General features: G+C 64.6%; 9 protein-coding genes. 4 read left to right on the top strand and 5 right to left on the bottom strand.

Annotated elements, in window-relative coordinates; genetic code table 11:
• Both P6U27_RS13885 and P6U27_RS13880 read right to left on the bottom strand, forming a co-directional pair.
• Nucleotides 1-1,215: a hypothetical protein gene (locus P6U27_RS13885; RefSeq protein ID WP_407194222.1), complete on the bottom strand. Its 1,215-nt coding sequence runs from the start codon at nucleotides 1,213-1,215 to the stop codon at nucleotides 1-3.
• A 2-nt stretch (nucleotides 1,216-1,217) separates the two neighbouring features.
• Nucleotides 1,218-2,585 carry an APC family permease gene (locus P6U27_RS13880; protein ID WP_407194221.1) on the bottom strand — a complete coding sequence of 456 codons (1,368 nt, stop codon included), beginning with the start codon at nucleotides 2,583-2,585 and terminating at the stop codon, nucleotides 1,218-1,220.
• Between the two features lie 384 nt (nucleotides 2,586-2,969).
• Between P6U27_RS13880 and P6U27_RS13875 the strand changes: the two genes are divergently transcribed.
• Complete coding sequence (locus P6U27_RS13875; protein ID WP_407194220.1) at nucleotides 2,970-4,253, top strand: alpha/beta hydrolase; 1,284 nt, start codon at nucleotides 2,970-2,972, stop codon at nucleotides 4,251-4,253.
• A gap of 34 nt (nucleotides 4,254-4,287) precedes the next feature.
• Here the strand turns inward: P6U27_RS13875 and P6U27_RS13870 are convergent, their stop codons facing one another.
• Both P6U27_RS13870 and P6U27_RS13865 read right to left on the bottom strand, forming a co-directional pair.
• The gene (locus tag P6U27_RS13870) at nucleotides 4,288-4,665 is read right to left on the bottom strand and encodes a hypothetical protein (RefSeq protein WP_129145232.1); all 378 of its coding nucleotides are present in this window, start codon (nucleotides 4,663-4,665) and stop codon (nucleotides 4,288-4,290) included.
• 90 nt (nucleotides 4,666-4,755) lie between these two features.
• Nucleotides 4,756-5,931, bottom strand: coding sequence for an MFS transporter (locus P6U27_RS13865; protein ID WP_122402622.1), 1,176 nt, complete (start codon nucleotides 5,929-5,931; stop codon nucleotides 4,756-4,758).
• A gap of 185 nt (nucleotides 5,932-6,116) precedes the next feature.
• On the opposite strand from P6U27_RS13865, the gene thrS reads away from it, so the two are divergent.
• From thrS to P6U27_RS13850, 3 genes are all read left to right on the top strand, one after another.
• A complete protein-coding gene (thrS, locus tag P6U27_RS13860; protein WP_129145234.1) occupies nucleotides 6,117-8,159 on the top strand; it encodes a threonine--tRNA ligase in 2,043 nt (680 codons plus the stop codon).
• Nucleotides 8,160-8,252: 93 nt separating this feature from the next.
• Complete coding sequence (locus tag P6U27_RS13855) at nucleotides 8,253-8,816, top strand: nitroreductase (protein WP_162500224.1); 564 nt, start codon at nucleotides 8,253-8,255, stop codon at nucleotides 8,814-8,816.
• A gap of 63 nt (nucleotides 8,817-8,879) precedes the next feature.
• Nucleotides 8,880-10,148, top strand: coding sequence for a serine hydrolase (locus P6U27_RS13850; protein ID WP_129145235.1), 1,269 nt, complete (start codon nucleotides 8,880-8,882; stop codon nucleotides 10,146-10,148).
• On the opposite strand, the gene P6U27_RS13845 is transcribed toward P6U27_RS13850, so the two are convergent.
• The gene (locus P6U27_RS13845) at nucleotides 10,134-12,596 is read right to left on the bottom strand and encodes a putative bifunctional diguanylate cyclase/phosphodiesterase (RefSeq protein WP_407194219.1); all 2,463 of its coding nucleotides are present in this window, start codon (nucleotides 12,594-12,596) and stop codon (nucleotides 10,134-10,136) included. The genes P6U27_RS13850 and P6U27_RS13845 overlap by 15 nt on opposite strands.
• Between the last annotated feature and the right edge of the window lie 312 nt (nucleotides 12,597-12,908).

Genomic DNA, 12,908 nt, shown 5'->3' with positions numbered 1-12,908 from the left:
CTAACGGAACCAGAAAAAAAGTCCCTGTGACGGCGGGATCGACTCCGGCGGCCGCAGCCGCTTCGGGCGCGACGGCCTTGGCGCCGGCTCGGCGGCCGAAGTGGTCTCCGCCGCCGGCGCGCTCTCGGTGCCCGGCACCTTCACCGCCAGCAGCAAATTCGTTTCGTGCATCCGCCAGCGATAGCCGACGCCAAAATCGATCGGCTGGGCACGCGTGAACAACTCGGCGTAGCGCTCCTGGTAGCGGCCGGGGAATTCGTCGATGGGGCCGAGATAGCGGCCGAACGGGAAGAACCGCCATTGCCGCGCATTGTAGTTCGCGAGCGGAATGCCGGAATCATCCTGGATGATGGTGGCACTGTTGGCGAGCAACCAGTCTCGCACGACGGTGAAATTGTCGGAATGCAGCAGATAGGACGCGCTCTTGAGCAAACTGTTGCCGGGGCCGAGCGTCTCGCAAAATTTCAGGAATCCGGTCGCGCGCGCACCGGAATTGGAAAGATCGGTCGAGAAATAATACAGCGTGCGCGTTTCGCCATCGCTACCCGCAAAGCTGATGCGGACGCCGCGGGTCGCGTTCGGCCCCGGATTGTCACCTCCCGCATGCATCCCGCCCTTGTTGTCGAGCGCGACCATCTCGACATTGCGGATGGTCTTGCCGGAGCGGGCGAGGAAGACATAGAGGATCGGCAAGGTGCCGTTGACCTGGTCGGCGTGCAGGTCGACCTTCATCTGCTTGGTGATGAAGAAAGAGAAGCTCAGGATCCAGCCGAGCGAGCGTTCGACATTGTAGAGCGCGGCGCCGACCGAACCGCGCGGCAGCCGCGTCAGATCGGGCACCGCACCGACCGGCTCGAGCGCTCCGAGCACGTAGGTGCCGGCCTTTGAATAGAAGGCATTGGCGTAGAGGAAATCCGGCCCGCTGAACATGTAGAACATGGTCGGCCGCGGCGCGGCGAGATTGACGTCGGCCCAACTGCGGATCTTCGAGAGCTGCCTCTGCTCGAGCTGAGCGAAGGCCCCGTCGAAGAATTTTGCGTGACGCTGCCAGCCTGGATCCTTCGTGAGCGGCACCAGCGGCGACTCCGCCGAAGGCTGCATGCCTGCAAGGAAGCGCGCGGTGTCGTCGAAAGTGACCTCTGTGGCATGCGTACACGACACGGCCGCAGCCAGGAGGGCGAAAGCAACGGCCGCAATTCTCAGGGGTCGGACCATGTCTATTCGGGATGTGGTGAAGCGACAGCGGCGACCGGCCGCCTGCGGAAGACAGCATAAATCAACAGGCCGGAGAGCATGACGAGCATCCCCGAGAGCGACTGCACCGGCCGCTCGGTCAAGAGGTAGTACATCATGAACGCGGTCACGAGCAGGAAAACGAGCGGCGTGAACGGGTATCCCCAGGCGCGATAGGGCCGCGGCAGATCGGGATCGGTGATGCGCAGCTTGATGACGCCGGCGACCGTGAAGAACGAGCAGAACAACAGCGCGAACTGGATGAAGTCGAGCACCGCCTCGAAGCTGCGCGTGAACAGCAGCAGCGTCGCGACCGCGAGCTGGAACAGGATGGCGTAGGCCGGAGCACCGCTGACCGATCGCTTCGAGAAGACGCGCAAGGCGGGAATGTCCTCCCCCATCGTCATCATCACGCGCGGGCCGATCCACATCATGGCGCTGATCGAGGAGATCAGGCCGACGCAGATCATGGCTCCGACGATCCGGCCGCCGAGGCTGCCGAAGATCGCGCTGCCGGCGACACTGGCGACGTCGAGCTGGCCGGCAAGCGCACCGACCGGCGTGGAATAGAGAAACACCGCATTCAGTGCGACATACAGCACGAGCACGATCAGCGTGCCCGCGAGCAGCGCGCGCGGCAGGCTCTGCTGCGGCGTGCTCATCTCGCCGATGATGTAGGTCGCGGCATTCCAGCCCGAGAACGAATACATCACGAAGACGAGGCCGATGGCGAAAGGCGCGCTGACGATGTGGGCGAGGTCGCCCGGCTGCGGCGTGAAGGCGATCGGCTGCGGCACGCCGATGACGAAGCCGGCGACCAGGAAGGCGACGATGAGCACGACCTTGAGGATGGTCGAGATCAGCTGGAAGGTCGAGGAGTGCCTGACGCCGGTCAGCTGCACGATCGAGACCAGCCACACCACGCCGATGGCGAGCGGGATCGGCGGCAGATCGGGCGCGACCGATTTGGCATATTCGCCGAACGCCATTGCGGCGAGCGCGACGGGCGCTGCAAAGCCGACGGTCGCCGACACCCAGCCAGCGAGAAAGCCGAAAGCCGGATGATAGGTGCGGCCGAGGAGGTTGTACTCGCCGCTCGAGCGCGGAAACATCGCGCCCAGCTCGCTATAGGCGAACGCCCCGCACAGCGCGACGATGCCGCCGACTGTCCAGAGCAGCAAAATCGAGAAGCCGGACGGGATGTCCTTGACCTGGAAGCCGAGGCTGGTGAAGACGCCGACCCCGATCATGTCGGCCACAACGATGGCGGTTGCGACCGGAACGGAGACCCCGGCCCCGCTCCCGGTCAGCCGGCTAGTCCAGGCTGCGGTTCCCGCATCTGAGGCCGTCATCGGGGTCCTTCATCTCAGGCATCTCGCCTCGTGGGCCCATCGTGCAGTTTGGCCCAGTCAATTCAAGCAGGGTTAACAAGGGTTAAATGAGGCAAACGTTAGCAGGTACCAAAACACCGACTAAGCACGCTTTGGGACGATGACGCTGGATTTGCCCGGAATTTCCCATTCCCCTTCCCCACAATCAGGACACGATTGCGTGGTCCTTTTTGAGCGTTCCGGATGTGGGGAAGTTTCTCCGGACGCTTAACGCCGCCTAAACGCCAGTCGGCGCAATTGTCATATTGTCATAAAGTATGCCGACGGACTGATGTCGTGGCTTGGGGTCATGGGTGGATGTTCGGGGCCGTTCCGACATTAGGGGCTGACTTTCGTGCCGATCGGATGCGGTCCGGTCCGCACGGTCGTGCGCTCCGGGTCGGTCTGATCTCAGGCTTGGTGCCGTTGTCGCTGGCGCTGGTTCAATGCGGCAAGGCGCCCGATCCCGCTGCGCTGGCGGCGAACTCGCAGGCGAATGTCCAGGTCGTCGCCAAAACCAACTCGCAAACTTCGCGCGTGGCAAGCGGCGACACGTTCGAGGACCGCTTTCCGGCCCCGCAGTTTGGGGAGCGCTTTCCCTCGGCAAGTGAGAGCTTCCTGCAACGGCAGATGTCGGACTTCTCGCCCAAGCGCGCGGTCCAGCAACAACCGCGGGAGCAATCACCCTACAAGGTGGCGTCGCTCGAGCCGCAAGTCCCCTACAAGCGCCCCGGCCGCGAGGACCTGACGACGCTGGTCAGCATGAAGTCGTCAGCCTTTCCCTATTTCGGCAACAACCCCGCCTCCGACGCGCCCTTCCTCAACATCTCCAAGGGCGACCGTCGCGGTCATCGCAGCTATTCCGGACGCGTCTACTGGCAGGACGAGACCTATAATGACAGCCGCGTGCTGGTGCACGTGCCCGAGCATTTCGACGTGCGCAAGCCGGGCGTGATCGTGGTGTTCTTCCACGGCAATGGCGCGACGCTCGAGCGCGACGTGCGCGACCGCCAGTTGGTGCCCAAGCAGATCACCGATTCCGGGGCCAATGCCGTGCTCCTTGCGCCGCAAATGGCCGTCGATGCCGCCGATTCCAGCGCCGGCAAGTTCTGGCAACCGGGCGGATTCAAGCGCTTCATGGCGGAATCGGCCGACCATCTCGCGCGCCTCACCGGCGATCCCAACAGCGCGCGCGCCTTCGCCAACATGCCGATCGTGATCGTCGGCTATAGCGGCGGCTTCCTGCCGACGGCCTGGAGCCTGGAGGTCGGCGGCATCAGCGACCGCGTCCGCGGCGTGGTGCTGCTCGACGCCATCTACGGCGAAATGGACAAGTTCGCCTCCTGGATCGAGAGCCACCGTTCCGGCTTCTTCGTCAGCTCCTACACCCGCTACACGGCGCGGCGCGACCGCGAGCTCATGAGCATGCTCAGGCAGAAGGGCATCAGCGTCGCCGAGGACATGGATGGACCGCTACAGCCCGGCAGCGTGGTGTTCGTGGAGACTGGCGAGGGCATCACCCATCGCGACTATGTGACCCGCGCCTGGACGCGAGACCCGCTCAAGGACGTGCTGGTGAAGATGTCGGCGACGCCATCGCTCGCGCTCACGCGCGTCGCCGCCACCAATCCATCCGTATCGAGCCGCTAGGCCGATAGTGAGCCTTGGCCTGATAAGTTGAATATTAGTTCTTGGGCAGCTTCGGAATGCTCTCGGCAAAGCCGTTGAAGCAGGCCAGCCGCTCGTCCTCTTCCTTGAAGAAGCGGCAATCGGCGTAGCCCTTGGCCTTCGCCGGCTTCGGCTTCGGGGCCGGCGGGATCACGGCGTCGTAGCAGTTGAGGCGATCCTTGGTGCCGTCGTCGATATCGAGGCAGGCCTGGAGCCGAACGGCGACCGATTGCGGCTTGCCCTTCGCTGCCGCGGCAGGCTTGGCCGCGGCCTCCTTGGTCCCCTTGGGCTTGACCTGCACCAGCGGCTTGTCCCCCACCATCGGTGGCTTCTCGGTTTGCGCAAATGCGGAGGCTGAATAAAGCACCGCGGCAACCGCCAAAATCATCCTCATCTCGGTCAACTCTCTTTGATCCCCATGAACGGCCTTCTAGCGCTCCCGCGCGCCGTTTGCCAAGCGCCTTGCGTAGACGAAACGCGGCGTTCAGGCGGTTGCGGCAGCCGCCGGCCGGGGCCGGGTCAGCACCACCAGCATCAGTGCCAGCACGACGAAGCCGACCGCGACGAAGCCGAGCGCATGCAGGAGCTCGTGGGCAAACAGCAGCCCGCCGACGGCAGAGCCCACCGCCTGGCCGATATAAAGGACCGAGGTATTGAGCGCGACGGTCGCCGAGGCCAGCGGCGGCGCGGCCGCGACCAGCCGCACCTGTTGCATCGAATTGGTCGAGGCGAAGCCAAGGCCCCAAATCGCGACCCCGCCCGCCATCAAGACGAGCGAGCCGGCGCCGAGCGTCCAGCCGGTCATCCCGGCAAGCAACAGGCAGGTGAACAGCAGCGAGGTGCGATAGGGCCCCGAAGTGTCGACGATGCGGGTTGCGACGACAACGCCGAGGAAGCCGCAGACGCCATAAAGCGCGAACACCATGCCGATCGCATCGGGACCGGCGCCGGTGAGCTTGTTGAGCAGCGGGCCCATGTAGGTGAACACGACGAATTGTCCCGACATTTGCAGCATCGTGATCGCAAGCAGCAGCAGGATCGTCCTGCTCCGGCCGACGGCGGCCCACGTCTTCAGATCCACTGGTGCGCCCTTCAGGCCCGCCGGCAGTCGCAGCAACAGCAGCAGGAAGCTGATACAGCCGAGCGCGCCGATGCCGCCATAGGCCGCGCGCCAGCCATAGCGACTGGCGATGAAAGTGATCAGCGGCAGGCCGATGGCGGCTGCCAACGACCAGCCGAGGAAAATGTACGCAATGGTGCTACCGCGTCGCTCCGCCGGCACGATCAGCGCTGCCGTGCCGGCGGCCTGCGGCGTATAGAGCGCGCCGACCGCGAGCATCACGAGACGAATGATCAGGAGGCTGACGTAGTCGGGTGCGAAGGCCGAGGCGAGATTGCCGGCGGCGAGCACCGCCAGCGTCGTCGCAAGCAGCGTTCGCCGTTCGATACGGCTGGTGAGCCAGGCCGTCAGCGGCGAGCCGATGCACAGGGTGACGGCACCGAAGGTGATCAGGAGGCCGGCCGCATGGATGCTGACGTCGAGCCCCGTCGCCAATTCCGGCAGCATACCCGCCGGCGCCAAAACCGAGCAGCCGGTGACGAGATTGCCGAGCATCAGGGCGGTGGGGGCGAAACGGCCAGCGGCTGGGGCATTTTCCATGCAATCGCATGTAGCGGCGGCATGTGACGAGTTAAAGGGCTCGGCACCAAATAGTTGGCCCACCGCCCCGGCTTTTGCGCGCCACTTTCTTGGAAATGCCGGATTGCACAGGCCGAATCGCCTGATATATCGCTCGTTCCCGCTTACCTGCGCTCGTTCGCAGGAGTGAGCCTCAGGAGAAAGCAATGACCGACCAGCCCAAATCCGAGTCCGGCTTCCAGTACAGCCTGTCCAATCTGAAGCCCGTGACCCCCGCTCCCAAGATCACCCTCACCTTCCCCGACGGCGCGAAGCGCCAGTTCGACAAGGGCATCACGGGTCTCGACATCGCCAAGGGCATCTCGCCGTCGCTGGCCAAGCGCACGGTTGCGATGGCACTCGACGGCGCGCTCGCCGATCTCAACGATCCCATCGAGAATGATGCGAAGATCGAGCTGGTTGGCCGCGACGATCCGCGCGCGCTCGAATTGATCCGCCACGACTGCGCGCACGTGCTGGCGGAAGCCGTGCAGACGCTGTGGCCGGGCACCCAGGTCACCATCGGTCCGGTGATCGAGAACGGCTTCTACTACGACTTCTTCCGCAACGAGCCGTTCACGCCGGAAGACTTTGCCGCGATCGAGAAGAAGATGCGCGAGATCATCGCGCGCGACAAACCCTTCACCAAAGAGGTTTGGGATCGCGAAAAGACAAAGCAGGTGTTCCGCGACAAGGGCGAGGCATTCAAGGTCGAGCTGGTCGACGCCATTCCCGGCAACGAGCCGATCAAGATCTACTACCAGGGCGACTGGTTCGACCTCTGCCGCGGCCCGCACATGACCTCGACCGGCAAGGTCGGCAATGCCTTCAAGCTGATGAAGGTGGCCGGCGCCTATTGGCGTGGCGACAGCAATAACCCGATGCTGACCCGCATCTACGGCACGGCCTTCGCCAAGCAGGAGGACCTCGACGCTTATCTGAAGCAGATCGAGGAAGCCGAGAAGCGCGACCATCGCAAGCTCGGGCGCGAGCTCGACCTCTTCCACTTCCAGGAGGAAGGTCCGGGCGTCGTGTTCTGGCACCCGAAGGGCTGGACCATCTTCCAGCAGCTGATCGCCTATATGCGCCGTCGCCTGACCGGCGACTACAACGAGGTCAACGCGCCGCAGATCCTCGACAAGGTCTTGTGGGAGACCTCGGGCCATTGGGGCTGGTACCGCGAGAACATGTTCGCGGCGCAGTCGGCCGGCGACGAGGCCGAGGACAAGCGCTGGTTTGCGCTGAAGCCGATGAACTGCCCGGGCCACGTGCAGATCTTCAAGCATGGCCTGAAGAGCTACCGCGACCTGCCGCTGCGCCTCGCCGAGTTCGGCGTGGTGCATCGCTACGAGCCCTCCGGCGCCATGCACGGCCTGATGCGCGTGCGCGGCTTCACCCAGGATGATGCACACATCTTCTGCACCGAGGACCAGCTCGCCGAGGAGTGCCTGAAGATCAACGATCTCATCCTGTCGACCTACGCGGATTTCGGCTTCACCGGCGACCTCACGGTGAAGCTGTCGACCCGCCCCGACAAGCGCGTCGGCACCGATGCGATGTGGGATCACGCCGAACGCGTGATGGCGACCGTGCTGCGCGAGATCCAGTCGCAGAACAATCACATCAAGACCGAGATCAACCCGGGCGAAGGTGCGTTCTACGGGCCGAAGTTCGAATATGTGCTGCGCGATGCCATCGGCCGCGACTGGCAGTGCGGCACCACGCAGGTCGACTTCAACCTGCCGGAACGGTTCGGTGCGTTCTACATCGACCATGACGGCGGCAAGAAACCGCCCGTGATGGTGCACCGCGCGATCTGCGGCTCGATGGAGCGCTACATCGGCATCCTGATCGAGCACTATGCCGGCAACTTCCCGCTCTGGCTCTCGCCGGTGCAGGCAGTGGTCACCACCATCACCTCGGAAGGCGACGAGTACGCCAAGGTGGTGCTGGAACAGGCGCGGCGCGCCGGGCTTCGGGTCGAGATCGACCTGCGCAACGAAAAGATCAACTACAAGGTCCGCGAGCACTCGCTGGCCAAGATCCCGGCCCTGCTCGTGGTCGGCAAGAAGGAGGCCGAGACGCATTCGGTCTCGGTTCGCCGCCTCGGCAGCGACGGGCAGAAGGTGATGTCGACGGCCGAGGCGATCGCCGCCCTGGTCGACGAGGCGACCCCGCCCGACGTCAAGCGGGCACGGGGCATCGTCTGATCCCTGAAATCGATCTAAACTCGCTTCCGGTTGCGGGCGTGCATGCCTATCTCGGCATGGCACGCCCGTCGACCCGTTGAAGAGGATATCGCAGTGCCCGACGCCATCGAACTCCTGAAGACACGCCGCTCGGTCAAGCCGCGCGAGATGACCGGACCCGGCCCGTCGGCGGCCGAGCTCGAGACGATCCTCACCATCGGCGCGCGCGTACCCGACCACGGCAAGCTCGCGCCCTGGCGTTTCATCATCTTCGAGGGCGATGCCCGCCAGCGCGCGGGCGAAGTCATCGCGAGGGTCTTTGCCCGCAAGAATCCCGGCGCGCCGGCCGCCGACGTCGAGACCGAGCGCAAGCGCCTCATGGATGCGCCGCTGGTGATCGGCATCGTCAGCTTCACCAGGCCGCATCCGAAGGTGCCGGCGTTCGAGCAGGAATTGTCGGCGGGCGCCAGCGCCATGAACATCGTCACGGCCGCCACCGCGCTCGGCTACGGCGCCTGCTGGCTGACCGGCTGGTTTGCCTTCGATCGTGACGTGCTTGACGGTCTCGGCCTCAAGCCGGACGAGAAGCTTGCCGGCTTCGTCCATATCGGCACGCCGACCAAACCGAGCGAGGACCGTCCGCGACCGTGCCTTTCGGAAAAGGTCACGCGTTTTTAATCGAAGGCTTGTTGACGGTTTGAATATCCTGCGGCTTTGATCCCGCCGAGGGAGGAAGCCCGGATGAGACGGCGTGAATTTCTTGTCGCGGCCGCGATGCTCGCCGGCTCGATGATGCGAAGCCGTGCTGCCGATATTCCCGCCCCCTCGTCCGAGGGTCTCGACCGCATCACGGCGTATTTCGACAACGAAGTGGGAAGCGGCCGACTGCCGGGCGCGGTGATCCTGGTCCAGCAGCACGGCAAGCCGGTCTATCTGAAGTGCTTCGGCGTGCGCGACACCAGAACCGGCCTCGCCATGACGCCGGACACGATCTTCGCGATCCACTCGATGACAAAGCCGATCACGTGCCTTGGCGCGATGATGCTGATCGACGAAGGCAAGCTTGCGCTCACCGACCCCGTCTCGAAATACATCCCGCTCTTTGCCGAGACCAAGGTGGGCCTCGAGGTCACCGAACCTGACGGCAAGCTCGAGCTTGACCTCGTGCCACCGGTCCGTCCCGTCAACATCGAGGATCTGCTGCGGCACACCTCGGGCATCAGCTACGATTATATCGGCGGCAAATGGGTCGAGCAGGCCTACAAGGCCGCCAATATTTTCGAGGGTCAGTTCAACAACAGGGAATTCGCCGATCGCATCGCAAAGCTGCCGTTGGCGCGGCAGCCGGGAACGCTGTGGCGCTACGGCCATTCCACCGACGTGCTCGGCGCCGTCATCGAGATCATCTCGGGCCAGACGCTGTATGAATTCCTGAAAGCACGCATCCTCGATCCGCTCGGCATGAGCAGCACCAAATTCGCGCTCGCGACAGAGGACGAGCTTGCGCGGATGGCGCGGCCGCTGCCGAACGATTTCATCCTGCTCGCCGGCGAGCGGGAGCGGCTCGATCATCCCGAATGGCAGTCCGGCGGCGGTGGCCTGCTTTCGACCATCACCGACTATCAGCGTTTCGCGCAGATGCTGCTCAACGGCGGCGAGTTCGCAGGCAGGCGCTATCTCAGCCCGGCCGCGTTCAAGGCCATGACGACCGATCACATCGGGCCGGGCTCCGGTGTCGGACGCGACTATTTCTACTTCCCGGGCGACGGCTTCGGCTATGGCTACGGCCTTGCGGTTCGGACCGATCCCGGCAATGCGAAACCACCGCCGCCGGGCTCGCTCGGCGAATTGAAATGGGACTCAGGGAGCGGCACCTATTTCGGCGTCGATCCCAAGCTCGACATGGTCTACCTCATGATGCAGCAGACCCAGAACGAGCGCAGCCGCATCACACCCGCGTTCAAGGCGCTGGTCTACGACTGTTACCCGCCCGCACTACGCCGCCCGTGAAGTGCGCTGAGCGAAATCGGCCAGGAGCTTTCCGATCTCGGCTGCCGGCCGCGCAGCGCTGAACAGAAATCCCTGCACCTCGTTGCAGCCTTCGGCGCGCAGCCAGTCGAGCTGATCCTCGGTCTCCACGCCCTCCGCGGTCGTGGTGATGTTGAGGCTGCGGCCAAGCCCGGAGATCGCGCGCACGATCGCACTGCAGTCGGGCCGCTGCGCCAGATCCTTGACGAAGGAGCGGTCGATCTTGATCTTGTCGAAGGGAAAGCTGCGGAGATAGCTGAGGCTGGAATAGCCGGTGCCGAAATCATCCATCGAAATGCCGACGCCGAGTTCGCGCAACTGGTGCAGGATGGCGAGATTGGCATCCGTCTCGGCCAGAAAGACCGATTCGGTGATCTCGAGCTCGAGCCGCTTCGGCGACAGGCCGGACTGCGCCAGGGCCGAAATCACCACCTGAACCAGGTTGCGGCTGCGGAACTGCGCCGGCGACAAATTGACCGCGACCTTGACGTCGACAGGCCATTTGACCGCCTCGGCGCAGGCTTCGCGCAGCACCCATTCGCCGAGCTGGATGATGAAGCCAATATCCTCGGCAACAGGGATGAACTCCGCCGGCGAGATCATGCCCTTGTCCGGATGACGCCAGCGCAGCAGCGACTCGAAGCCGGAGATGCGGTCGGAGGCGATCGACACCAGCGGCTGATAGTGCAGCTCGAACTCGCCATTGGCGAACGCGCGGCGCAGATCGAGCTCCATGTCGCGGCGCCTCTGCGCCTGGAGGTCCATCTCACGCGCGAAGAAGTGGTGCACGCCACCGCCCTCGGATTTCGCCCGGTACAGCGCCATGTCCGCATTGCGCATCAACTCTTCCGGCGTCGTGCCGTCGCCGGGCGACAGCGCGATGCCGATGCTGGCGCCGATCACCATCTCCTGCCCGTCGAGATCATAAGGCGCCTTCAGCATGTCGATCAGCAGGCTCGCGCAGGCGCTGGCCTCGTTCGGCGAAACGTCGGCCGCCAGGATCACGGCGAACTCGTCGCCACCAAGCCGCGCCGCGAGATTGGCGCCGCGGACCGCTGCGGTCAGGCGTTCGGCGACCTGCTTCAGCAGGCGGTCGCCCACCGGATGGCCGAAGGAATCGTTGATGTTCTTGAACAGGTCGAGATCGATGTAGAGCACGCCGACCCGTTTTCCGTCGGCCTGGCCCAGCGCCTGCTTCAGGCGCTCCTGGAAGTGTGCGCGGTTCGGCAGATCGGTGAGCCCGTCATGGTGCGCCATATAGGCGATGCGGGCCTCGGCCTTGCGCCGTTCGGTGATGTCGACCACCGCAACCAGGTAGCCGTCGCGATCATCGAAGGCGACGCGGCGGCCGAAGGTGAGCACCTCGATCTCGCTGCCGTCGGCGCGCAAGTGCCGCCAGTTGCGCGAGGAGTGATAGGCATCGCCGACGCGCTCCAGCGCCTCGGCGTGGCTGTCCCACTCGTCCTCCGGCCAGATCTCGTGCAGCTTCATGCGCAGGAAAGTGGCGCGGCTGTAGCCGTAATGCTGGACCGCGGCGTCGTTGACGCTGAGGAACTGCTTGGTCTGTGCGTCGAACACCCACATCGGCATCGGGTTGTTGTCGAACAGCAGACGGAACGAGGCATCGCGCCGCTTCAACGCGGTGATATCGGAGATCGTCAGCGAGACCACGTCGGCGAAAGCGGTGGCGCTGAACCTGAGATAGCGCCCCTCGCTCTCGATCTCGAGCTGCTCGCCGCGGCCGCCCGAAACGGCCTTGAGCAGGAATTCCATCACCTCTGGCGACGTCAGGAGCGTGCTGCCCTCGCCGATCCGCCGCCACAACAGGCTTCCGCTCGCAACCTTCAACAGCTCGCCCGCGCTTCTGTTGTGATGCACGACCTGAAGATCGAACGGCCTGCCGCCCGCATCGCGCAGCGTCGCCAGCGAGACCACCGCGTCGTCGGTCGAGGAAAAGATGGCGTCGAGGAGATTGTATTGCGCGCCGCGCTCGTTGACATAGACGCCAACCAGCGTCGCGCCCCAGCGCGAGGACGTCGGCAGCGCCAGCAAATCGTAGGTCCTGACCATGCCGTCGCGCACGCAATGCGCGCTCGCCTGGTGCGGCCGTCCGGTCGCAAGCGCGCTCGCCGCCGCTTCCGACAGCGCCGTGGCACAGTCCGGCGAGAGCTCGGCGACGGGAATGTCCCAGCGCTCCTCGCCGAGCCATTTCTGCACGTAGCGGCCGCTGCGCGACAGCTCGAGCGCACCGTCGTGCTTCAACAGCGCGATGTGGTCGGCGAGCCGCCCGAGGCTGCCGAGCATCACGTCCTCGTAGCGCGGCAGCCGCTCGCCCGGCTTCAACGCCGCGCGCCATTTGCGCTGAAGCACCGGGATGTCGTCGAACATTTCGGCGGCCGGTTTCCCCGACGTCTTCTTCGCGGCAGTCATCGTAATCCCCAACGCGCTTTCCGGGCGCATCCAATGCAGGCGCGCTTAACGACGTGTAAAAAGCGCGCAGGCGCGGGGTCCGTTCGGCAATTATGACAGTTTTAAGTCAGGTGTTGGTTAGTGCGCGTTAGAGACTATGACGGTTGTGCAAAGGCGATGCCCTCGTGTCCCGGGCGCGACGCAGCGCGCAAGCGTCGCGGCGCCGAGCCGGGACCCAGCAGGCCGCGGCATTTGCTGCAGCATGGGCCCCGGCTCTGCAGTGCATCGCTAGAGGGGCGCTGCGCTGCGTCCGGGGCACGAGAGCGGATTTTG

This window comes from Bradyrhizobium sp. STM 3566 (assembly GCF_045571445.1).
GTDB lineage: Bacteria > Pseudomonadota > Alphaproteobacteria > Rhizobiales > Xanthobacteraceae > Bradyrhizobium > Bradyrhizobium vignae.
Note: the sequence above shows the minus strand (reverse complement) of the source record. Positions and strands in the feature narration are given on the sequence as shown.